Source organism: Rhizobium glycinendophyticum, assembly GCF_006443685.1.
In the GTDB taxonomy this organism is placed as follows: Bacteria; Pseudomonadota; Alphaproteobacteria; order Rhizobiales; family Rhizobiaceae; genus Allorhizobium; species Allorhizobium glycinendophyticum.
In genome coordinates this window covers 174,699-193,249 of sequence record NZ_VFYP01000003.1, presented here as the reverse complement: position 1 = coordinate 193,249, position 18,551 = coordinate 174,699, and the positions used below count along the sequence as shown (strand labels likewise).

Annotated in this window: 27 protein-coding genes; 16 read left to right on the top strand and 11 right to left on the bottom strand. The window is 60.8% G+C overall.

Features of this window, described 5'->3' with window-relative positions; genetic code table 11:
• The first annotated feature begins 118 nt into the window (after positions 1–118).
• Positions 119–1,528 (top strand): helix-turn-helix domain-containing protein, encoded by a 1,410-nt coding sequence (locus FJQ55_RS18035; protein ID WP_140830456.1) that lies wholly within the window; start codon positions 119–121, stop codon positions 1,526–1,528.
• Positions 1,529–1,623: 95 nt separating this feature from the next.
• Here the strand turns inward: FJQ55_RS18035 and FJQ55_RS18030 are convergent, their stop codons facing one another.
• On the bottom strand, positions 1,624–2,322 hold the full coding sequence (locus FJQ55_RS18030) for an AbiV family abortive infection protein (RefSeq protein WP_140830454.1): 699 nt from the start codon (positions 2,320–2,322) through the stop codon (positions 1,624–1,626).
• 361 nt (positions 2,323–2,683) lie between these two features.
• Here FJQ55_RS18030 and FJQ55_RS18020 point away from each other — a divergent pair, with 361 nt between their 5' ends.
• The 3 genes from FJQ55_RS18020 to FJQ55_RS18010 are packed head-to-tail and all read left to right on the top strand — an operon-like array spanning position 2,684 to position 3,936.
• Positions 2,684–3,013 (top strand): ArsR/SmtB family transcription factor, encoded by a 330-nt coding sequence (locus tag FJQ55_RS18020; RefSeq protein WP_140830451.1) that lies wholly within the window; start codon positions 2,684–2,686, stop codon positions 3,011–3,013.
• Positions 3,010–3,474 (top strand): SRPBCC family protein, encoded by a 465-nt coding sequence (locus FJQ55_RS18015; RefSeq protein WP_140830449.1) that lies wholly within the window; start codon positions 3,010–3,012, stop codon positions 3,472–3,474. The genes FJQ55_RS18020 and FJQ55_RS18015 overlap by 4 nt, the downstream gene beginning before the upstream one ends.
• Before the next feature lie 45 nt (positions 3,475–3,519).
• Entirely contained in the window at positions 3,520–3,936 is a 417-nt protein-coding gene (locus FJQ55_RS18010) for a GFA family protein (protein WP_140830446.1), read from the top strand.
• An 18-nt stretch (positions 3,937–3,954) separates the two neighbouring features.
• Here the strand turns inward: FJQ55_RS18010 and FJQ55_RS18005 are convergent, their stop codons facing one another.
• The 5 genes from FJQ55_RS18005 to FJQ55_RS17985 form a co-directional block, all read right to left on the bottom strand.
• Positions 3,955–5,028 carry an enoyl-CoA hydratase/isomerase family protein gene (locus tag FJQ55_RS18005; protein ID WP_140830444.1) on the bottom strand — a complete coding sequence of 358 codons (1,074 nt, stop codon included), beginning with the start codon at positions 5,026–5,028 and terminating at the stop codon, positions 3,955–3,957.
• A gap of 72 nt (positions 5,029–5,100) precedes the next feature.
• Positions 5,101–6,057 carry a D-2-hydroxyacid dehydrogenase gene (locus FJQ55_RS18000; RefSeq protein WP_140830441.1) on the bottom strand — a complete coding sequence of 319 codons (957 nt, stop codon included), beginning with the start codon at positions 6,055–6,057 and terminating at the stop codon, positions 5,101–5,103.
• A gap of 59 nt (positions 6,058–6,116) precedes the next feature.
• Positions 6,117–6,743, bottom strand: a complete 627-nt coding sequence (locus tag FJQ55_RS17995) for a glutathione S-transferase family protein (RefSeq protein ID WP_140830439.1) — start codon at positions 6,741–6,743, stop codon at positions 6,117–6,119.
• Positions 6,743–7,414: a Rieske (2Fe-2S) protein gene (locus tag FJQ55_RS17990; protein WP_140830436.1), complete on the bottom strand. Its 672-nt coding sequence runs from the start codon at positions 7,412–7,414 to the stop codon at positions 6,743–6,745. Before FJQ55_RS17990 ends, FJQ55_RS17995 begins: the two co-directional genes overlap by 1 nt.
• Entirely contained in the window at positions 7,411–7,692 is a 282-nt protein-coding gene (locus tag FJQ55_RS17985) for a hypothetical protein (RefSeq protein ID WP_140830434.1), read from the bottom strand. Before FJQ55_RS17985 ends, FJQ55_RS17990 begins: the two co-directional genes overlap by 4 nt.
• Positions 7,693–7,808: 116 nt before the next feature.
• On the opposite strand from FJQ55_RS17985, the gene FJQ55_RS17980 reads away from it, so the two are divergent.
• Positions 7,809–8,666: an aromatic ring-hydroxylating oxygenase subunit alpha gene (locus FJQ55_RS17980; RefSeq protein ID WP_140830431.1), complete on the top strand. Its 858-nt coding sequence runs from the start codon at positions 7,809–7,811 to the stop codon at positions 8,664–8,666.
• Between the two features lie 67 nt (positions 8,667–8,733).
• Here the strand turns inward: FJQ55_RS17980 and FJQ55_RS17975 are convergent, their stop codons facing one another.
• Positions 8,734–8,931: a CsbD family protein gene (locus FJQ55_RS17975; RefSeq protein ID WP_140830429.1), complete on the bottom strand. Its 198-nt coding sequence runs from the start codon at positions 8,929–8,931 to the stop codon at positions 8,734–8,736.
• 237 nt (positions 8,932–9,168) lie between these two features.
• Here FJQ55_RS17975 and FJQ55_RS17970 point away from each other — a divergent pair, with 237 nt between their 5' ends.
• Positions 9,169–9,534, top strand: coding sequence for an ElaB/YgaM/YqjD family protein (locus FJQ55_RS17970; protein WP_140830426.1), 366 nt, complete (start codon positions 9,169–9,171; stop codon positions 9,532–9,534).
• Positions 9,535–9,536: 2 nt separating this feature from the next.
• Positions 9,537–9,983: a hypothetical protein gene (locus FJQ55_RS17965; RefSeq protein ID WP_140830423.1), complete on the top strand. Its 447-nt coding sequence runs from the start codon at positions 9,537–9,539 to the stop codon at positions 9,981–9,983.
• Between the two features lie 53 nt (positions 9,984–10,036).
• Here FJQ55_RS17965 and FJQ55_RS17960 read toward each other — a convergent pair whose 3' ends face one another.
• On the bottom strand, positions 10,037–10,228 hold the full coding sequence (locus FJQ55_RS17960) for a NepR family anti-sigma factor (protein WP_140830421.1): 192 nt from the start codon (positions 10,226–10,228) through the stop codon (positions 10,037–10,039).
• 159 nt (positions 10,229–10,387) lie between these two features.
• Here FJQ55_RS17960 and FJQ55_RS17955 point away from each other — a divergent pair, with 159 nt between their 5' ends.
• The 5 genes from FJQ55_RS17955 (at position 10,388) to FJQ55_RS17935 (ending at position 14,037) form a co-directional block, all read left to right on the top strand.
• Positions 10,388–11,182 carry a response regulator gene (locus FJQ55_RS17955; RefSeq protein ID WP_062280503.1) on the top strand — a complete coding sequence of 265 codons (795 nt, stop codon included), beginning with the start codon at positions 10,388–10,390 and terminating at the stop codon, positions 11,180–11,182.
• An 87-nt stretch (positions 11,183–11,269) separates the two neighbouring features.
• Complete coding sequence (locus tag FJQ55_RS17950) at positions 11,270–12,262, top strand: sensor histidine kinase (RefSeq protein WP_140830418.1); 993 nt, start codon at positions 11,270–11,272, stop codon at positions 12,260–12,262.
• Positions 12,263–12,307: 45 nt separating this feature from the next.
• Positions 12,308–13,393 (top strand): zinc-binding metallopeptidase family protein, encoded by a 1,086-nt coding sequence (locus FJQ55_RS17945; protein ID WP_140830416.1) that lies wholly within the window; start codon positions 12,308–12,310, stop codon positions 13,391–13,393.
• A gap of 96 nt (positions 13,394–13,489) precedes the next feature.
• Positions 13,490–13,816, top strand: coding sequence for a hypothetical protein (locus FJQ55_RS17940; RefSeq protein WP_246085187.1), 327 nt, complete (start codon positions 13,490–13,492; stop codon positions 13,814–13,816).
• Positions 13,813–14,037: a hypothetical protein gene (locus tag FJQ55_RS17935; RefSeq protein WP_140830414.1), complete on the top strand. Its 225-nt coding sequence runs from the start codon at positions 13,813–13,815 to the stop codon at positions 14,035–14,037. The genes FJQ55_RS17940 and FJQ55_RS17935 overlap by 4 nt, the downstream gene beginning before the upstream one ends.
• Positions 14,038–14,128: 91 nt before the next feature.
• On the opposite strand, the gene FJQ55_RS17930 is transcribed toward FJQ55_RS17935, so the two are convergent.
• Complete coding sequence (locus FJQ55_RS17930; RefSeq protein ID WP_082511077.1) at positions 14,129–14,293, bottom strand: DUF1328 domain-containing protein; 165 nt, start codon at positions 14,291–14,293, stop codon at positions 14,129–14,131.
• A 217-nt stretch (positions 14,294–14,510) separates the two neighbouring features.
• Between FJQ55_RS17930 and FJQ55_RS17925 the strand changes: the two genes are divergently transcribed.
• Positions 14,511–14,672, top strand: a complete 162-nt coding sequence (locus FJQ55_RS17925) for a NepR family anti-sigma factor (protein ID WP_244474746.1) — start codon at positions 14,511–14,513, stop codon at positions 14,670–14,672.
• The gene (locus FJQ55_RS17920; RefSeq protein WP_062280489.1) at positions 14,669–15,235 is read left to right on the top strand and encodes an RNA polymerase sigma factor; all 567 of its coding nucleotides are present in this window, start codon (positions 14,669–14,671) and stop codon (positions 15,233–15,235) included. The genes FJQ55_RS17925 and FJQ55_RS17920 overlap by 4 nt, the downstream gene beginning before the upstream one ends.
• Here FJQ55_RS17920 and FJQ55_RS17915 read toward each other — a convergent pair.
• On the bottom strand, positions 15,203–15,598 hold the full coding sequence (locus FJQ55_RS17915) for a response regulator (protein ID WP_140830409.1): 396 nt from the start codon (positions 15,596–15,598) through the stop codon (positions 15,203–15,205). The genes FJQ55_RS17920 and FJQ55_RS17915 overlap by 33 nt on opposite strands.
• Before the next feature lie 116 nt (positions 15,599–15,714).
• Between FJQ55_RS17915 and FJQ55_RS17910 the strand changes: the two genes are divergently transcribed.
• A complete protein-coding gene (locus tag FJQ55_RS17910; protein ID WP_140830406.1) occupies positions 15,715–16,470 on the top strand; it encodes a Crp/Fnr family transcriptional regulator in 756 nt (251 codons plus the stop codon).
• A gap of 71 nt (positions 16,471–16,541) precedes the next feature.
• Here the strand turns inward: FJQ55_RS17910 and FJQ55_RS17905 are convergent, their stop codons facing one another.
• Positions 16,542–16,706 (bottom strand): DUF1328 domain-containing protein, encoded by a 165-nt coding sequence (locus tag FJQ55_RS17905; protein WP_140830404.1) that lies wholly within the window; start codon positions 16,704–16,706, stop codon positions 16,542–16,544.
• A gap of 261 nt (positions 16,707–16,967) precedes the next feature.
• Here FJQ55_RS17905 and FJQ55_RS17900 point away from each other — a divergent pair, with 261 nt between their 5' ends.
• Positions 16,968–18,539, top strand: coding sequence for a Re/Si-specific NAD(P)(+) transhydrogenase subunit alpha (locus FJQ55_RS17900; RefSeq protein ID WP_140830911.1), 1,572 nt, complete (start codon positions 16,968–16,970; stop codon positions 18,537–18,539).
• Positions 18,540–18,551 lie beyond the last annotated feature (12 nt).

Below are 18,551 nucleotides of genomic sequence, written 5' to 3'. Positions count from 1 at the left end.
TGGTCTTGATGGCTTCAAGCCTTGTGACACCTATTCCACTGTGCCGCAGAAGAAAACGGTTGAACAGGTGCATCTGTGGATTTATGAATTTGCAAATTGAAAATTGCGAATTTGCGAAATGGCCATCGGGAAACTCTTCATCGGCCGCAAGGTCCGCGACATCCGCCAGGCAAACGGGGCCACCCAGGCGCAGTTTGCCGATAGGATCGGCATTTCCACCAGCTATCTCAACCAGATCGAAAACAACCAGCGCCCGGTCTCGGCATCTGTGCTGCTGTCGCTGGCGGAAAAATTCGGTATCGACATCACCGAGCTTTCCTCGGGGCAGAACGACCGGCTGATGTCGGCGCTCACGGAGGCGCTTTCCGATCCCTTGTTCGAGACCTATTCGCCGAGCCTGCAGGAATTAAAGCTGGTCACGCAGAACGCGCCGGGTTTTGCCCATGCGCTGATTGCTGCCCACCAGGCCTACAGGCGCGGCAACGAGCAGCTGGCGAGCCTCGACGACCGGCTGGGTGCGGCCCCCAGCCAGGAGGTGACGCCCTATGACGAGGTGCGCGACTTCTTCCATTTCGTCGACAATTACATCCACGATCTCGACCTTGCCGCCGAGCAGCTGGCGACAGAGCTGAAGCTCGGGGAGGGGGAGAATTACGCGGCCCTTTCAGGCCATCTCGAAGCGCGCCACGGCGTGCGCGTGGTGCGCGGCGAGGCGGGCGACGAGGCCATCCGCCGCTTCGATCCGGTCGGGCGGATCCTGACCGTCAGTCGTTATGCCTCTGCCCCCACCCGCGATTTCCAGATTGCCATCCAGATCGCCCAGCTCGCCGCCGCCACCAAGATCGATCATGTGCTGAAACAGGCGAATTTCCGCAGCGAAGAGGCGGTCGAGATCTGTCGCATGGGTCTCTACAACTATTTCGCCGGCGCGCTGATCCTGCCCTATCGCAGTTTCCTCACCGCCGCCCGCGACCTTCGCCACGACATCGAGCTGCTCGCCGCCCGTTTCGAGGCTTCGCTCGAACAGGTCTGCCACCGTCTCTCGACCCTGCAGCGGCCGGGCCTGAAAGGCGTGCCGATCTTCTTTGCCCGCATCGACCGGGCCGGCAATATCACCAAGCGGCACAGTGCGGCCCGCCTGCAATTCGCCCGCTTTGGCGCGGCCTGTCCGCTGTGGAATGCCCATCAGGCCTTCGAGACGCCGGGGCGGATCATTCGCCAGATGGCGGAAACGCCCGATGGCGTGCGCTATCTCTGCATCGCGACGCAAGTGTCAAAAGGCTCCGCCGGCTTCCGCGCGGCGAGCCCGCGTTACGCCTTGGCGCTTGGCTGCGAGATCTCCTATGCCGGCGCCTTCGTCTATGCCGACGACCTCGACCTCTCCAACCGCGGCGCCTTCGACCCCATCGGCATCTCCTGCCGCATCTGCGAGCGTATCAAATGCACCAGCCGCGCCGTGCCGCCGCTGAAACGGAAGCTGGTGGTGGATCATCGGGTGCGGAACCCGATGCCGTATGAGATTGAGTGAGGGGGGGCTGTGGTTGGGGCAGGGCACATCGCCGGCTGCATTCGGCCCAAGCTGCCATCAGAAACCCGCCGATTGCCTCGACTTGAACTTATGCATCAGTCAGACACAGACGTCTGCGCCCCGACGGGTCTTCCTGTGATGAAGGATTCCATTTCTTCTGCTGACGTCGCACTTAGTCCTTCGTTGAAAACCTGCTTCTGAAAATCAAGTAGTGCTTCGATCATGGTCGGCTTGCCATAATGTGGACCTACAACAGTAGTCCAAAGCTCAAGCTCTCTTTCCGTGGTCTGCGTTTGACGATTAAGGATCTGAGCGGTGGCGAGAATGGAGATTGCTAATTTGGGATCAATAGCCTCACTCGGTTCACTCCACCGACCGGCGCTGCCGTATGAGTCTGTGTAAAAAGATAACTGCTTTACGTTGTCCAGCATGGCCGTGTGATCGCCTCCCGGATCAGCCGCCGACCGCACTTCAGTGAACGTTCTTGCCCCCTCTGCAGCAAGCTTGGGAAGTATCCATTGAACATTCTTGGCCCTGTGATTTCTATAATCTCGCCAAGCCTCTTTCAGCTTCTTTGCATCGCTTTGTCGCACGATTATCTTGATAGCCTGGACCTTGCCGAGTTCCTCAATAGCTAAGATCGCCAATGCAGTGGCGGAGGCGTACCTGTTGTTCTCCACTAGCAATTGCGCATCGGCAATTAGCCGTGCCGCATTTGCTCGTGCCAGGGATATGCCCTCGGATGCTTGGGCTGGCGTTAGCGGTCCTTTGTATTGAGTGAGATTGGACTCCATTGTCTACTCGTATGTCGAATCGAGGACATTCTGCAAGTGGCGGCTGTACGACCTCGGCCGAGCTCTTCTTAGGCGTCGATCAATTGGCTCAGCTCAAAGCTGCCGTTCGCCAGTACATGGATTCGCATCAGTCGGTCGCGAACTCTAGGCCTCTCAGCCCCTACCCAAACAACCGCTCATCCCTTTCCCCAAAAAACGTCTCAACACTCTCCGGCGCCACATCCTCCAGTGTTGCCGGCGACCCTTTCGGGTTCCTATCCTTGTCAATGATCGCCGCGTGGAATGTCTTCATGTCTTTCCGCAAGGGCCAATGAAAATCATTAGCGTTGACTCATCGAATAGTCCGCGCTAATGATTTTCCATGATCGAAACAGCAGCCGTCAACACCGTCATGCGCGCACTTGCCGATCCCACCCGGCGGGGCATTTATGAGCGCATTGCCGCTACGAATGAAATCTCCGTGGTCGAGCTAACGCGGGGCAGCGGGGTCACGCAAGGCGCGATCTCCCAACATCTCAAGACGTTGAAGCAGGCCGGGCTCGTCGTCGAGCGTCCGGAAGGGCGGAGCACCTTTTACCGTGTCCGGCCGGAAGGTCTCGAACCCCTGTTCGACTGGATGAGCCACTACGGCATCTTCTGGCGAGAACGCTTCGGCAACCTTCGCACCCTTCTCAAGGACATCGACCCATGACCGACGCCGCGCACGTTTCTTCCCGACAGCAGATCGTCGTCGACGAGGTTTTCCCGCATGCGCCGGAGGTGATCTGGCGTGCCCTGACCACGGGGGAGATCATGGCGCGCTGGTTGATGGAGCCTAGAGGTTTCGAGCCGGTTGTCGGCAATCGCTTTACCTACCAGACCAAGCCGGCGGGTGCCTGGGACGGCACCATCCACTGCGAAGTGCTGGAGGTGGTTGAATATCGGCGTTTTTCCCATGCCTGGCGCGGCGGCGATGCCTCCAACACGGGCTATGGATCGAAGCTGGATACGGTCGTGACCTGGACGCTGGAGCCGGTGGCAGAGGGCACGCGTGTTCGATTGGTCCATTCCGGTTTCGAGCTTCCGAAGAACGAGGTCGCCTTCCGCAATATGGGAGACGGCTGGAAGGTGGTCGTGCCACGCCTCGAAGCGACAATCCGGCAACCCGATTAGGGCGTGGCCCTACGCAAACTGCGTCATCAAACTAGGAGTACAGCGATGTCCAAGCCCTTTCGTGGCGGATGCGCCTGCGAAGCCGTGCGTTATGAAGTGACCGGCGAACCGGTCGCGATGGTCGATTGCCAGTGCCGGCAATGCCAGCGCGCAAGCGGCACGGGTCATGCCTCGCATATGGTCTTTGCCGGTGCCGAGGTGGTGGTGACCGGTGAAGCACGCACCTTCGACATGATCGGCGATGGAGGCACTTTGAAACGCAAGGCCTTCTGCCCCACCTGCGGCTCGCCCGTCTATATGACCTTTCCGGATGTGCCGGCGATCTTCATTGCCAGAGCTGCAAGTCTCGATGAGCCTGCGCGCTATGCGCCGCAATTCGTCACCTGGACAGTCGCGGCGCAATCCTGGGATTGCATTGATCCAACGCTGACGAGCTTCGAGCGCATGCCGCCGAGTTCTTAAAGTGCCGGCAGCTGTCGGCTAGTCGAACAACCGCTCATCCCGCGCCACAAAAAACGCCTCGACACTGTCAGGCGCCACATCCTCCAGCGTCGCCGGGGACCATTTCGGGTTCCTGTCCTTGTCGATGATCGCAGCCCGGATGCCTTCGTAGAAGTCGGGCACCTTCACGACCTGCAGCGTGCCCGCGAATTCGCGTTCGAGGCAAGTTTCGAGGTCCCTGGAGTGGCGGGCCTCGCGCAGCATCCTGAGCGTCACCTTCAGACTGGTCGGGGACTTGGCGCGCATGGCGATGAGCGTCTTGGCGGCGAGGTCGCTCTGTTCCTTGTCGAGGGCGGCGATGATCTCCTCGACCGTGTCGAAGGCGAAGCAGCGGTCGATCATGTCTCGGCCTTCGGAGAAGATGCCCTTCGGGCCGTCCACCGTGTAATCGCGGATCGTCGAGGCGATCGATTGGCCCAGCGCCGGGGCGGGGAGGGCGGCGATCCGCTCCAGGAGTTCGGCTACACGGTCCTGCGGAACGTACCAGTCGGCAAAGCCGGCGGTGATGGCATCCGCGCCGTTCACCGCCTCGCCTGATAGCCCCATCCAGGTGCCGAGTTCGCCGGATGCGCGGGAGAGCAGCCAGGTGGCGCCGATATCGGGGAAGAAGCCGATGCCGGTTTCGGGCATGGCGAGTTTCGTGGTTTCGGTGACGATGCGGTGGCTGCCATGGCTGGAGACTCCAACGCCGCCGCCCATGGTGATGCCGTCCATCACGACGACATAGGGCTTTTTGAAGCGGGCGATACGGGCGTTCAGGCGGTATTCGGCCTTGAGGAAGTGGGAGGCCTTGCCATCGCCAGCCTTGCCGCTTTCATAGAACATCCTGATGTCGCCGCCGGCGCAAAGCCCACGTTCGCCCTCGCCGGTGACGAGGACGGCTGCCACTTGCGGGTCGGCCTCGAAGGCATCGAGCGCCTTGCCGAAATCCAGGATCATGTCGTGGGAGAGGCTGTTCAGCACCCGTGGCCGGTTGAGCGCGATCAGGCCGATTGCGCCCTTTTTTGCTGTCAGGATTTCCGCGCCCTGATAGTACGCCTCCAGATAACGCATCCCGTCCTCCCTTGTCTTTTGAGAGAGTTAGATATGCGTCGTGGCGAAAGGGCAAGGGCTGCGATGGCAGGATCAGGTCACGAGATTGCGCGGCTTGCCCAAAAGAAAGAGCTCGATGTTCTCGATCAGCTGGTCGGCCAGCGTCTGGATCGCCTCGCGGCTTGCCCAGGCAACATGCGGGGTGAGGATGACGTTTTCGCGTGACGCGATCCGCATCATCGGGCTGTCTGCGACGGGCGGTTCGCCATCGGTGACATCGAAGCCGGCGCCGGAGATCTGGCCGGCATCGAGGGCCTTTTCGAGTGCCAGTTCATCGACGAGGCCGCCGCGGCCGGTGTTGATCAGCAGCGGCTTGCGTTCCATCAGGGCGAATTCGCGCGCACCGATCACGCCGCGCGTTTCCGGTGTCAGCGGGCAGTGCAGGGTGATCACGTCAGAGCGTTTCAACACTTCATCGAAGGCGGTCTGGCCGGGTTTCAGCCCGGTCGCGCCGCGACGACCGGCGGCGAGCACCGTCATGCCGAAGGCCTCGGCGATCTTGCCCACCGATTGGCCAAGCGTGCCATGGCCGATGATGCCGAGCGTCGAGCCGCCGAGATCTGCGATGGGGTAATCGAAATAGCAGAATTGCGCGGCCTGCTGCCAGCGGCCCTCGATGGCCGACTGGCGATAGGGCAGGATCGAGCGGCGCAGCGCCAGCATCAGCGCGAAGGTGTGTTCGGGCACCGTGTGTTTGGCGTAGTTCCTGATATTGCAGACGGCGATGCCACGCGCCTTGGCCTCCACGAGATCGACGATATCGGTGCCGGTGGCGGAGACGGCGATCAGCTTGAGCTTCGTGGCGCCAGCAAGGGCTTCGGCGCGGACCGGGGCCTTGTTGGTGATCACCACATCGGCGTCGCGGATGCGTTCAGCCACTTCATGCGGGGCGGTGCGGGCATGGACCACCATCTCATGCGGCACGGCGGGCGCGCGGACCAAGGTTTCCGGCGACAGCGTGTCCCGGTCGAGAAAGACGATGCGGATCATGGCGGACCTCCCTGCGTTGCAATTGACCTAGCCGAGCGGCTTTCGGCCAGCAAGGCAGGTCAGTGATAATCCGGTACGCCGGGCATGGTGATGAAGCCAGGAAGTGCGCGGAAACGGCGCAGCCAGCGGCGAAGGGCCGGGTATTCGTCATGGTCGATGCCGCAGTCACGCGACAGCGCAAAGCTCGGCAGGAGGGCCAGGTCGGCCAGCGTCGGGCTGTTGCCGACGAACCAGTCCAAGCCTTCGATCTGCCGCAGCGTCATGTGGTCGTTCATGATGCGGAAGGCTTTGCGGGCTGCGTTCAGGTCTGCTTCACTTGCGCCCTCGGAGGTGAAGAGTGCCGCCTCGCGGGCGTCGACGGCGGGTTTCAACTCGCGGGTGGAGAAGCCGAGCCATTGTTGGACGCGGCCGAAGTCCGCTGCGTCGGTCGGCAGCCAGGCGCTGTCAGGCGCATGGGCCCGGACGAGATAAGCGAGGATCGCAGCCGTGCCGAAGAGCCTGACATCGCCGTCTTCAAGGATCGGCAGCGTGCCGGTCGGGTTGAGCGCCAGCATATGCGGCTTTTCCTGCTCGCGCCCCGGCGCCTTGTCAATGGCGACCGTCTCGAAGGAGAGGCCGAGCATGGATAGAAGAAGGCGGACGCGGAAGCCGTTTTCGTCGAGATGGTAATCGTAGAGCCTGATCATCACGCTGCCTCCACCATCTGGCCTTCGAGGCGGTTGCGCAGGTCCGTGGCCCAGAGCGCGAGGCTGCGGCGGGTGGTGGTCGAGATTTCGCCGGTGACGGTCATGTGGAGTGCGGTGCGCTCGGCGTCACGGGGCTGAGCGGCGATCAGCACGGTCGTGCCGTTTCCTTGCAGGGTCACTGTTGCGGCCGAGGTTGCGTTCACGCTGTAGCCTTCCGGCAGTGCTGTCGTTACCGCCGAAAGAGCCGCTTCTGCCGTCATGTCGAGGAAGAGGCTGCGAACTGGTTCGGCTGCCTCATGAAGTGCCGAAAGCTCAGCCGCATCCGCCCCTTCCGGTGCCATCCAGACGATGCCGGCGCGTTCGGTTGCGGCGAAGGTCGGAACCTTGATAGTCTGGGGCACGTCGAGATCCGGATGGGCCGGAATGTAGCGACATTGCCCTGACGTATCGTAGCGCCAGCCGTGATAGAGGCAGGCGATGTGGTCGCCGCGCACGAAGCCGAAGCTCATGCGCATGCCGCGATGCGGACAGCGATCCTCCCAGACATGGATCGCGCCCTTGTCGTCACGCCAGACGACGCGCTCCTCGGCGTTGACGAGCGTTCCGGCAGAGGTGCCGGCTTCGATGTCGGCGGAAAGAGCAACGGGGATCCAGGGAGAGGCTGATGTCATGATGCGGCCTTTGCGGGCAGGTCTTCGTCGGTTTGAAATCTCGTCACGTCGAGCACGATACTGTCATAGGGGCCGAGGCTGACCGCCATTTCGAAGGCGTCGATCAGGGCATCCGGGCCCGACAGCGTCAGGCGACAGCGGTCCCTGTCGCAGGAGGCAATGTTCAGGCCGAGTGACAGGCGGGCCGCGCGATGTTCGGCGAACGCGATGAAGCCCTCAGGCTCCAGCATTCCGGAAAAGGTGAAGCCGACGGTCATCTGGTCGGCTTTCGCCGTCATCGGGTGGGGATCAGTGTTGCCTTGCAATTGTGCGCGCTCTAATTTTTGGGCAATCTAGCGGCGGGCGCGATCGGGTTTCAAGCGGTTTCTCCCATGCTCCAGAGGAAAGACAGACTATGCAGAACGGTATCGACAAGGCGTCGCTTGATCAGTGGTATGTTCTCGATACCGAGGCGGTGATCCCGGTGGGCCGATCGCAGAACCGGTTGCTCGGGACGGATCTCACCGTCGTCAAGCAGGCGGATGGGGCGATCGAGGTCTTTGCCGAGGGGCGCGCCGAGCCGCTGCCGCTGCGCCATCGCTTCGGTTTTCTCTGGGCGACGCTGGGTGAGCCCGAGCGCGAGATTTTCCCGCTGCCGGAGGCCGACGAGCCTGATCGCCGCTATGTGCCCTGCGGTGTCGTTACCGTGAAGGCATCAGGACTTCGCATCGTCGAGAATTTTCTCGACATGGCGCATTTCCCCTTCGTGCATACGGATGTTTTAGGCGCCGAGCCGCATACGGAAGTGCAGAGCTACGACGTCGAGATCCGGCGCGAGGAAGACGAGGTCTGGGCGACCAACTGCACCTTCTTCCAGCCACAGGCCGCGCTGTCTGCGACTGATGGCATCACCACGCAATACATGTACCGGGTGATGACGCCGTTCACGACGATCCTCTACAAGACCTGTCCGAATGCGGCCAATCGCTGGGATGTCATCGGGCTCTTGGTCCAGCCGCTCGATCCCGGCCGCTGCCGGGCGCATCCGATCATGTATCTGATCGACGATGTCTCGACGACGACGGAACTCATCCATTTCCAGCAGATGATCTTCCTGCAGGACCGGATCATTCTGGAAAACCAGCGACCGGCGCTTCTGCCGCTCGAGCCGCGCAAGGAAATCCCGACCCGGGCGGATGCCTCGTCGATCGCCTATCGCCGCTGGCTGAAGGAAAAGGGCGTGACCTACGGGGCGACGACGGTGGCCGCCTGACGTCCGGCAACAAAAAACCCGGAAGCGGGGGGCTTCCGGGTTTCTGGTATCCTAAAACCTAGTGGTCTTAGTTGCGGGTCATCCAGTCGTCGATCTCGCGATCGGCTTCTTCCTGGGTCTTGCCATAGGCAGCCTGGATCTTGCCCGACAGTTCCTTGCGCTTGCCGGCGATGACGTCGAGATCGTCACCGGTCAGCTTGCCCCACTGGCTCTGGGCCTTGCCCTTGAACTGCTCCCAATTGCCTTCGATCTGATTCCAATTCATCGGATATCTCCCGTGTCTGGTGTTGGTCGAGGCTCGGTGTCCTCGGGTCCGGAAACGAGAACTCGCATCGGAAGTTCCATCATCATCATCTTCTTCTTCCGCGTCGGGATGAGCCGTGGCCATGGGGTCGGACGAGGGAATGGTCGCTTCCAAGAATTGAGGTCCTGATGGAACACTCTCGATTGTCTGGCGTTCTGGAAGCGAACCCGATGATCAATCAATCAATGGAGAGCAATCATGGCTCAGGTACCGAGCGCTTCGAACAACAAGATCAAGAGCGGCGCAGACGAGATTGCCGATCGCATCGATGCTGCCGCCTCGGCGAGCTCCAGCGCAAATTCGCCGGCAACCGGAAGCGATGTCCAGGCTGAGATTGCGAACCTTCGCAGCGACATTGCTGCCCTGACGCAGACGGTCGCCTCCTTCAGCAGCGGCAAGATCCGTCAGGCTGGCGAGACCTCGCAGCAGTATATGGATAGCGCCCGCGAAACGATTGCAAACGCCGAAGAAGATCTGGAGGCGTATGTGCGCGCCAAGCCGCTGCAGTCGCTGGCCATGGCTGCAGGTGTCGGCTACGTACTCGCCCTGCTCAGCCGGCGCTGATCATGCTGCCATTGTTTCAGCAAATTGGCGTCCTCGCCTTTGGTAAGGTTAAGCCGACCGCCCGCCGCTTCACCCGACTTCTCGTCGGTGGGGCGGTGGTCGCGGTCCTGGGGCTGACGGCCTATGTGGGGCTTCTCATTGCAGCCGGTCTTTATCTTGCCGAAATGCTCGGTGGGCCCTTGGCTGCACTCATCATTGCCGGCGTCACGGGTGTCTGCGCACTCATCGTCATCGCCGTAATCCAGGCGAAGAACCATCGGACCGAGTTGAAGGCAGAAGCACGCCAAAGAGCAGCCAAGGCCAGGCTCCCCGATCCGATGACGCTTCAGCTACTGGCTGGCGTGCCGGCCCTGATCAAGGGGCGTTCACTTCTCGGCGCGGCAACGATCGCGGCGCTCGTCTACGGCGTGACCCGCATGCAAAATTCCGGTCGCGACTACCGCGACTGAGCGCCAAATCATGAAGGATCAGACCCAGCGGTCTGGTCCTTTCTCGTTGGCGCTTATTTCTTTGCTTTTATTTCCGCCTCTTGGAGGCGTTCAAGCAGGTCTAGCAGATGGGTGGGTGTGCCTTCTTCAATGATGCCGTCGTAGTAACCGCGAAGTTTGGTGGCGATGAGGGCATTGGCATTCTGGCGCTGTGTGTCGGAGCGTGTTTTCGATTTTTCCGGTCTGTCCGGAGGGGTGCCAGCCATGTTCTTCACGTTCCATTGTTTCGCGGTTCGAGATTGTGTCTATCACGATTAGCCTGTTAAGTTTGATCATGCAAAAAAGTTCCGACAGGCGGAACTCTTTTTTGAATGGCGCGTTTTCAGCCGAGTCCGCACCTTATTCCACTTCGATTGGAGAACTGCATGTCCCTTACTGCCCGTGTCGCCGTCCACCTTCCTTACCTGCGGCGATATGCTCGCGCCGTCACCGGTTCGCAGACATCTGGGGACGCTTATGTCGCAGCGGTTCTGGAGGCATTGATCGCTGACATCTCTATCTTTCCTGACACGGGAGACGATCGTGTGGCGCTCTACCGGCTGTTCGTGACGATCTATGATTCCACCAAGGTCGAGCTGCCGCAGATCGTTTCGCCCTTTGCATGGGAAAAGCGGGCGGCAGCCAATCTGGCGACTGTGCCGACACGCGCGCGTCACGCCTTCCTGCTCATCACCGTGGAAGGTTTCTCGACGTCCGAAGCAGCCAGCGTGCTGCGCGTGACGGAAGCCGAATTCAATGCTCTGTTCAATGAGGCCTCCATGGAAATCTCCCGCCAGGTGGCGACGGATATCATGATCATCGAGGACGAGCCTCTGATCGCGCTCGATATCGAGCAGATGGTCGAAGATCTCGGCCACAGGGTCACCGGTATCGCCCGCACGCATGCCGAAGCCGTCGACCTCTACAAGCGGACCAACCCAAAAATGGTTCTCGCCGATATCCAGCTCGCCGATGGCAGCTCCGGTATCGACGCGGTCAACGACATTCTCAAAGTAGACACCATCCCGGTCATCTTCATCACGGCCTTCCCGGAACGACTTCTGACCGGCGAACGGCCGGAGCCCGCCTTTCTCGTCACGAAGCCGTTTAACCCGGACATGGTCAAGGCACTCATCAGCCAGGCATTATTTTTCAACGAACGGGTAGCGGAACAGGCATAAGGCGCGCGATCACATAGAGTTCGGCCAGTCTGCGGTTCATGCGAGCCGCAGCAAGCCGAAGTGCCGACAAACGGCGGAGCATTTCACTTGGTACATCGGTTGACATGGTTTGAACCTCAGCGCGGCGAGGATCAGCTGCGTGAGTTCTTCATAACCGCACTGATCGACATGGGTGCGAGCCTCATTCTGCAGGATCGGGATGGGACCTATGTCTGCATCACGACGCTGCCGCCGCGTTGGAAGCTGAAGCCGGGAACGCCGCCCACTGACGATTCGGTGTTCGGCAAGGAGATCGGCGAGCGACTGGCCGAGATGAAGGCAGGTCTCTCTCGGCCCGGTGACCGGGCGGAGCTGGAAATCGAAGCAGGTGACGACACCTTCTTCGAGTTCCGCTGCCGGTTGGTGGAGATGGACGATCATGACCTCCACCTCATCACCGTCGTCATTGATCGGACCGAAGACCGGCGCCGGGAGAGGCTTCTGCGCGCCTTGTTGCGCGAGGTCAGCCACCGGTCGAAAAACCTGCTCGCCATCATCCAGAGTATCGCATCTCAAACCGCCCGGTATTCCGGGACTTTGCAGATGTTCCTCGGCAAGTTCCGTGGTCGATTGCATGCGCTATCCCAGTCGCAGGATCTGATTACCGATTCCAGCTGGCGGGGTGCTTATTTCCGGGATTTGCTAAAGCAGCAGGTCGAGCGGTATGTCCAGGAAAATGCGGAACTCGTGCAGGTGTCAGGCGACGATGTGCTGCTGACGCCGAACGCGTCTCTTCACATTGGTCTGGCGCTGCACGAGCTGGTGGTGAATGCCGTAAGCCATGGCGATTTCCTGCAGCGGCGTCTGCCGATCGAAGTGTCGTGCCGGCGTCATGAGTTACCGGATGGCCCAGTCGTTGCCATCACCTGGAAGGAGCCATTTGCCGGCCAGGATGACACTAAGGACGTCAAGGCAAGCCGGTTCGGCAGCACGGTGCTTGAGCGGGTCGTGCCTTCATCGGTCAATGGCCAAGCCTGGCATGAACTGAAAAATGGCCTTGTGCGATACGAGCTGACCTTCCCGCTCGAGACCTTCGACTGACGTTCCCTCGCCATCGCGGCGCCTTGCTCACCTGTGAGATCTCCCATGCGCCTGTTTACCTGCAGCAACTGCACGAATGTCGTCCACTTCGAAAACACGGGATGCGTCACCTGTGGCGCCCGCCTTGCCTTCCGGCCAGCGGCGCTTGAGATGATCGCGCTCGATCCCGAAGGCACGCCCATTCTCACGTTTGGTCAATCGGCGATTGGGGCCGTCATGCCTTGTGCCAATTCCGCCATTGGAGGCTGCAACTGGCTGGTCGATGACGGCGACCCATCGGGCTTCTGTGTCGCGTGCCGCCACAATGTCACCATTCCCGATCTCACGCTGCCCGATAACCAGTTGAACTGGCAAAAGATCGAGCTTGCCAAGCGCGGTCTCTTCTACTCGCTTCTGCGCTTCCGCCTGCCTCTCGTGACCCGCACGGAGGATCCGGAGACCGGCTTAGGCTTTGCTTTCCTCGCCGATGATCCGGAAGCGGAGGGTGAGGAGGGGCATGTGCTGACCGGGCATGCGGAGGGGCTTATCACGCTCAACATCGCCGAGGCGTCGGATCCGGAACGGGAAGCGCGGCGGGTAGCGCTTGGTGAGCCGTTCCGCACCCTGCTTGGGCACTTCCGCCACGAGGTTGCCCATTACTACTGGAACGTCCTCGTGCGCGATCGCGGCGCTTTCGAAGATTTTCGCCGCGTCTTCGGCGACGAACGGCTCGATTACGGCGGGGCCCTGGAGCGGCATTATGCCGAGGGCCCTGGTCTCGGCTGGGAGCAGAGCTTCATTTCCGCCTATGCGGCAAGCCATCCCTGGGAAGACTTCGCGGAGACGTTCGCGCATTATTTCCACATCGTGGACGCGCTCGATACGGCAGACGCATTCGGGTTGCGAACCAATCCGGATGTGGAGACGGATGCGGTCGGAATCGAACTTCGGCGCACCTTCGACAGTTACGGCAGCGGGACGATCGAATCGCTGATCCGTGCATGGGTGCCGTTGACACTTGCCATCAACAGCATCAACCGCAGCATGGGCCAGCCGGACCTCTATCCCTTTGTGCTGTCAGAGCCGGTCTTCGACAAGCTCAGATATATCCACTCTCTGATCCGCTCCTCGGCGCTTGCCATTCCTTCCTGAGCCTTAGATCTCAACGTTTACCGGAACATTCGACCGTTATCTCGCGTTAACATTTCAGTAACGTGGAGACCGGTCATGAACAGTATGGCAGCCCTAATGATCATCGTCGCCTGCCACCCGCAGGATGCGACGTGTCTGGAAGAGCCGGTCGCCGTTATTTCTTACCAGAACGACGACGCCTGCTTTGCGGCCCTCAGCAAAGAATTGGCCCATGCGAGAACAATGACCAAATTGGTCTATGGTGATTGCGTGCCGGTGAGTTCTGATCTGGTGGCCGGCAAGACCATCCGTCAGGAGATCGATCCTGCCAAGCTTGTTGCTCTTAACGAGACCGCTCCCGTCGCTCGTCCTGTCGAGGCGCAGGCCTTGGTCATGCCGACGCGCATTCCGGTACCGGTCGAACGTTTTCAGGATGTCCGATGAGCAAGTTTGATCCGGCAGGAAATTCCCGTCCGGCGACTCGGGACGATCCATCTACCGGCACGCAGACGGTCGATGCACGTAATAGAGCGATCGCTCAAGAAGCAGGTCTCGACCGCGATCTTGAATCTCAGGTCCCACCGGTCTACGGGCGCTTCACCACGCTGATGATCGCTGCTCTGGCCGCTGTGGCGGTTGTGCTGCTGTTGAAGATCTTGGTCTAGGGCTCTACTCCACATTTTTTCGCCGCGCGAAAAGTGAAAGAGGAGGCCGTGCCCTGGGCAGCGGCCTCCTCTTTTCTCTCGTGTTTTGCGATCAGGCCTGCCGGAACAGGCGCATTGCAAGCGAGACGAGGAAGAGAATGATGAAGATGGCGAAAAGGATCTTGGCAATACCAGCGGATGCGCCTGCAATACCACCAAATCCAAGAACGCCCGCGATCAGGGCGACGACGAGAAAGACAAGAGCGTAGTAGAGCATAGGGGTTTCTCCTGTTGCGACGTCGGCACAACGTTCCCACTCGACCTTTGTTCCATCTCGCTCGCGTTCGTTCACAATTGCGAGGGCCGACGAAATAACTGATTTTTGTCGGAACATAGTTGCGCGATGCGCGTTACCTGCCGACAATCGCTCAAACCCGTTGGACCACATGACAGATAACTCCAAGAAAGTGACAGTGTCGGAGGGGCTGCCTGGAATGGCTGCCTTTCATCCCGGCGTGTCGGCCCAGTTGCGCGAATTCTACCAGTCGGTCCAGGAAGAGGGGATTCCGCAACGGTTCCTCGAACTGCTTGAACGTCTGGATATGGCAGAGCGCCGTGCAGAGGAAGGCATCCAAAACAGGGAAGTCGCTCGATGACCGTTGACGCCAAGTCGACTGACCACTCGTTCAAGCGCGACCTTCTGGCGGCGCTGCCAAACCTGCGAGCATTCGCCGTGTCATTGACCGGGCGCCACCATGTGGCAGATGACCTGGTCCAGGATACCATCATGAAGGCTTGGGCGAAGCAGGATCATTTCGAGCCAGGCACCAATATGAAGGCCTGGCTGTTCACCATTCTGCGCAACGAGTTCTATTCGCAAATGCGCAAGCGTGGCCGCGAAGTCTCCGACACGGATGGCATCTTCACGTCGCAGCTTTCGACGCATCCCCAGCAATATGGCTCGCTCGACCTGCAGGATTTCAAGCGCGCTCTGGACCAGTTGCCGAGTGACCAGCGCGAAGCCATCATTCTGGTCGGCGCCTCGGGCTTCGCCTATGAAGAAGCAGCCGAAATCTGCGGCTGTGCCGTTGGCACCATCAAGAGTCGTATCAACCGCGCCCGCAACAAGCTTCAGGAGATCCTGGGCGTGAGCGGTGAGGGGGACTACGGGCCCGATGCGAACAGTTCAGCGGTCATCAAGAAAGCCTTTGCCGTCTGAGCCTCGTTGGCTGGCCGCCTGCTCGACAGCGGCGGCCAGCGGCTCCGGCAGAGGTGGCTTTGCAACAATCGGATAGGAGGAAGCGCCGGTATTTTGTCCGGGATGGTAACCGTAGGACGACAGGAACACCGGCTCGGCGCCTGTGGCGCGGATCGCTTCGGCTCTTGCCATGTTGATCTCATCGCTGCCGGCAGCGTCGAGGATGACGACGTCGTAGGCGGTCGCGGAAAGGTCCTGCTCCATGCGTAGGAGCGGCGTGATCGTCACCTCGCAGGCTATCATCTCGCAAAGGATGCGCTCGACTTCCATAGCGATCAGGTACTGATTTTCCGCGATCAGGATGCGCAGAGGTGATGTGGGCATGAAAGTTCCTTGTGTGGACCGCTTTATGGTCCGGGGTAGAGTGCCCGTCATTTAAATAAGACATGTCGGTGGCTTTGTTCCATGGTGATCAGAGCGACCATAGTTCGAGGTCCCCCATGGTATCGGAACCGCGCCAAAATCCGGTTCGCGTCAGTTGTTATGAATGCCCCTTGCGCAGCATAGGCCAATTTCGCCCCTTCACCAATGAGGAGCTTGATTTCGTCGCGCAATTCAAGCGAGGCGAGCTCCAGGCTGACCCCGGCACGACGGTGCTGGTCGAGGGCGCGCGCAGCGCGCACCTCTATACGGTGCTGTCGGGCTGGGGCTTCCGCTACAAGATCCTCGAAGACGGGCGGCGGCAGATTCTCAATTACGTCGTTCCAGGCGACATGGTGGGGCTGCAGGGCGCCGTCATGGACGAGATGCAGCATTCGGTCGAGGCACTGACACCGATGACACTCTGCGTATTCGAGCGCAGCAGGTTGTTCTCGCTTTTCGAGCGCCACGCGGGATTGGGTTTCGACCTGACCTGGCTCGCCGCGCGTGAAGAGGTCATCCTCGACGAGCATCTTCTCAGCATTGGACGACGATCGGCGCTGGAGCGCGCGTCCTACCTGCTGGCGTTTCTGTTCGATCGCGGGACCCTGGCGGGACTGCTGGACGACAACCGCCGGCACATTCCAGTGACGCAGATGCATTTTGCCGACACGCTTGGCCTTTCCATCGTGCATACCAACAAGACGCTGAAGAAGCTGGCTGATCGGGAGCTGATTCGCTGGCGCGATCGCGGCTGTGAGGTGATGGACCCTGAAGGCCTGCGGGCGATCGCGGGTTGGACGCCGGGCGACGCGCGCATCCGCCCCTTCATCTGACCGGGCCATCCTCAAAAATGAAGGGCTCGCACCACCGGGCGGGCCCTTTGTCTTGACGTGATTGTTCCTGCTCAGGCGACGACGATCACGCCTGTGAACAGGGCGATGATGATGATGATCAGCACGACGAAGATGAGGATCTTGGCGATGCCGGCGGATGCGCCAGCGACGCCGCGAAAACCGAGAAGGCTGGCGACGGCGGCGATCAGGAGGAAAATCAGGATCCAGTGCAGCATGGGGTTCTCCCTTCAGGTGTGTTCCACGCGAGAAACAGGCGAGCTGCCGCAATTGTTCCACTGACGGATCCAACCACCGCTCGCATTGGATGCGGTGCAACAAAAATCGTTTTAAGTTCTTCTGCCGCTGCAGAACCGGACACTTGGCGCGGAATGCGGACTGGACAGGCGGGCCCGCTTCTGCTCGTGTCCGCTGCGGAGAGTCCCCTGCTTTTTGCCGCGGGATTGAATGTGTTGGAGTGAGGATCGAGGGAGATGGGATTGAAGATCGGATCGCCGAAGGAGATTTACGCAGGCGAAGCGCGTGTCGGGATGACGCCCGACAGCGCCGCTCAACTGCAGAAGCTCGGATACGAGTGTTTGATTGAAGCGGGCGCCGGCAAGGCTGCCGGTCTTTCGGATGACGCTTACCGCGCCGCCGGCGTGACGGTGGTAGAGACGGCCGCCGCGCTCTACGAGACGGCCGACATCATCGCCAAGGTGCGTCCGCCGGAGACGACCGAGGTCGACCGGCTCGGCCCCGGCAAGACGCTGATCTCCTTCTTCTACCCCGCGCAGAACACCGCCCTGCTCGAGCAGGCGAAGGCCAAGGGCGCAACGGTCGTGGCCATGGACATGGTGCCGCGAATTTCGCGTGCCCAGAAGATGGACGCCCTGTCGTCTATGGCCAATATCGCCGGTTATCGCGCGGTGATCGAGGCCGGCAACAATTTCGGCCGCTTCTTCACCGGTCAGGTGACCGCCGCGGGCAAGATCCCGCCGGCCAAGGTACTGGTCATCGGCGCCGGCGTCGCCGGACTTGCGGCGATCGGAACGAGTGTTTCGCTCGGCGCGATCACCTATGCCTTCGACGTGCGCCCCGAAGTCGCCGAACAGATCGAGAGCATGGGTGCCGAATTCGTCTTCCTCGAATTCGAAGCGACCCAGGATGGCGCCGCGACCGGTGGCTATGCCGCTCCCTCGTCGCCGGAATTCCGCGAAAAGCAGCTCGCCAAGTTCCGCGAGCTGGCGCCCGAGATCGATATCGTCATCACCACAGCGCTGATCCCGGGCCGTGACGCGCCGAAGCTCTGGCTCGCCGACATGGTCGCCGCGATGAAGCCCGGCTCCGTCGTCGTCGACCTCGCCGCCGAGCGTGGCGGCAATTGCGATCTGACCGTCGCGGACCAGAAAATCGTCTCCGACAACGGCGTGACCATCGTCGGCTACACCGACTTCCCGAGCCGCATGGCCGCGCAGTCGTCGACGCTCTATGCCACCAATATCCGCCACATGATGACGGACCTGACGCCGGCCAAGGACGGCGTCGTCGTGCACAACATGGAAGACGACGTCATCCGCGGCGCGACCGTCACCAAGGACGGTGAGATCACCTATCCGCCGCCGCCGCCGAAGATCCAGGCCATCGCGGCAGCCAAGCCCAAGGAAAAGGTGAAGGAGCTGACGCCCGAGGAAAAGCGGGCGCAGGAAATCGCCGCCTTCAAGACGCAGACCCGCAATCAGGTGGCTCTTCTCGCCGCCGGCGGCGCGCTGATCCTGCTTGCCGGTCTTTATGCACCCGCCAGCTTCATGAGCCATTTCATCGTCTTCGTGCTTGCCTGCTTCGTCGGCTTCCAGGTCATCTGGAATGTCAGCCATTCGCTGCACACGCCGTTGATGGCGATCACCAATGCCATCTCCTCGATCATCATTCTGGGTGCCCTGATGCAGATCGGATCGGGCAACTTCCTGGTGATCATCCTCGCCGCGCTGTCGGTCCTGATGGCCGGCATCAACATCTTCGGTGGCTTCATGGTCACCCGGCGCATGCTCGCCATGTTCCAGAAGTCTTGAGTTAGGGGAGGG

Coding starts and splice junctions, on each gene's coding strand:
- FJQ55_RS18020 (WP_140830451.1), top strand. CDS start 2,684: ATGATCGAAACAGCAGCCGTCAACACCGTCATGCGCGCACTTGCCGAT.
- FJQ55_RS17920 (WP_062280489.1), top strand. CDS start 14,669: ATGACCGTTGACGCCAAGTCGACTGACCACTCGTTCAAGCGCGACCTT.
- FJQ55_RS17940 (WP_246085187.1), top strand. CDS start 13,490: ATGATCATCGTCGCCTGCCACCCGCAGGATGCGACGTGTCTGGAAGAG.
- FJQ55_RS17910 (WP_140830406.1), top strand. CDS start 15,715: ATGGTATCGGAACCGCGCCAAAATCCGGTTCGCGTCAGTTGTTATGAA.
- FJQ55_RS17980 (WP_140830431.1), top strand. CDS start 7,809: ATGCAGAACGGTATCGACAAGGCGTCGCTTGATCAGTGGTATGTTCTC.
- FJQ55_RS17995 (WP_140830439.1), bottom strand. CDS start 6,743: ATGATCAGGCTCTACGATTACCATCTCGACGAAAACGGCTTCCGCGTC.
- FJQ55_RS17945 (WP_140830416.1), top strand. CDS start 12,308: ATGCGCCTGTTTACCTGCAGCAACTGCACGAATGTCGTCCACTTCGAA.
- FJQ55_RS18035 (WP_140830456.1), top strand. CDS start 119: ATGGCCATCGGGAAACTCTTCATCGGCCGCAAGGTCCGCGACATCCGC.
- FJQ55_RS17925 (WP_244474746.1), top strand. CDS start 14,511: ATGGCTGCCTTTCATCCCGGCGTGTCGGCCCAGTTGCGCGAATTCTAC.
- FJQ55_RS18015 (WP_140830449.1), top strand. CDS start 3,010: ATGACCGACGCCGCGCACGTTTCTTCCCGACAGCAGATCGTCGTCGAC.
- FJQ55_RS17930 (WP_082511077.1), bottom strand. CDS start 14,293: ATGCTCTACTACGCTCTTGTCTTTCTCGTCGTCGCCCTGATCGCGGGC.
- FJQ55_RS17915 (WP_140830409.1), bottom strand. CDS start 15,598: ATGCCCACATCACCTCTGCGCATCCTGATCGCGGAAAATCAGTACCTG.
- FJQ55_RS17935 (WP_140830414.1), top strand. CDS start 13,813: ATGAGCAAGTTTGATCCGGCAGGAAATTCCCGTCCGGCGACTCGGGAC.
- FJQ55_RS17905 (WP_140830404.1), bottom strand. CDS start 16,706: ATGCTGCACTGGATCCTGATTTTCCTCCTGATCGCCGCCGTCGCCAGC.
- FJQ55_RS18030 (WP_140830454.1), bottom strand. CDS start 2,322: ATGGAGTCCAATCTCACTCAATACAAAGGACCGCTAACGCCAGCCCAA.
- FJQ55_RS17970 (WP_140830426.1), top strand. CDS start 9,169: ATGGCTCAGGTACCGAGCGCTTCGAACAACAAGATCAAGAGCGGCGCA.
- FJQ55_RS17990 (WP_140830436.1), bottom strand. CDS start 7,414: ATGACATCAGCCTCTCCCTGGATCCCCGTTGCTCTTTCCGCCGACATC.
- FJQ55_RS18005 (WP_140830444.1), bottom strand. CDS start 5,028: ATGCGTTATCTGGAGGCGTACTATCAGGGCGCGGAAATCCTGACAGCA.
- FJQ55_RS18000 (WP_140830441.1), bottom strand. CDS start 6,057: ATGATCCGCATCGTCTTTCTCGACCGGGACACGCTGTCGCCGGAAACC.
- FJQ55_RS18010 (WP_140830446.1), top strand. CDS start 3,520: ATGTCCAAGCCCTTTCGTGGCGGATGCGCCTGCGAAGCCGTGCGTTAT.
- FJQ55_RS17985 (WP_140830434.1), bottom strand. CDS start 7,692: ATGACGGCGAAAGCCGACCAGATGACCGTCGGCTTCACCTTTTCCGGA.
- FJQ55_RS17965 (WP_140830423.1), top strand. CDS start 9,537: ATGCTGCCATTGTTTCAGCAAATTGGCGTCCTCGCCTTTGGTAAGGTT.
- FJQ55_RS17960 (WP_140830421.1), bottom strand. CDS start 10,228: ATGGCTGGCACCCCTCCGGACAGACCGGAAAAATCGAAAACACGCTCC.
- FJQ55_RS17975 (WP_140830429.1), bottom strand. CDS start 8,931: ATGAATTGGAATCAGATCGAAGGCAATTGGGAGCAGTTCAAGGGCAAG.
- FJQ55_RS17955 (WP_062280503.1), top strand. CDS start 10,388: ATGTCCCTTACTGCCCGTGTCGCCGTCCACCTTCCTTACCTGCGGCGA.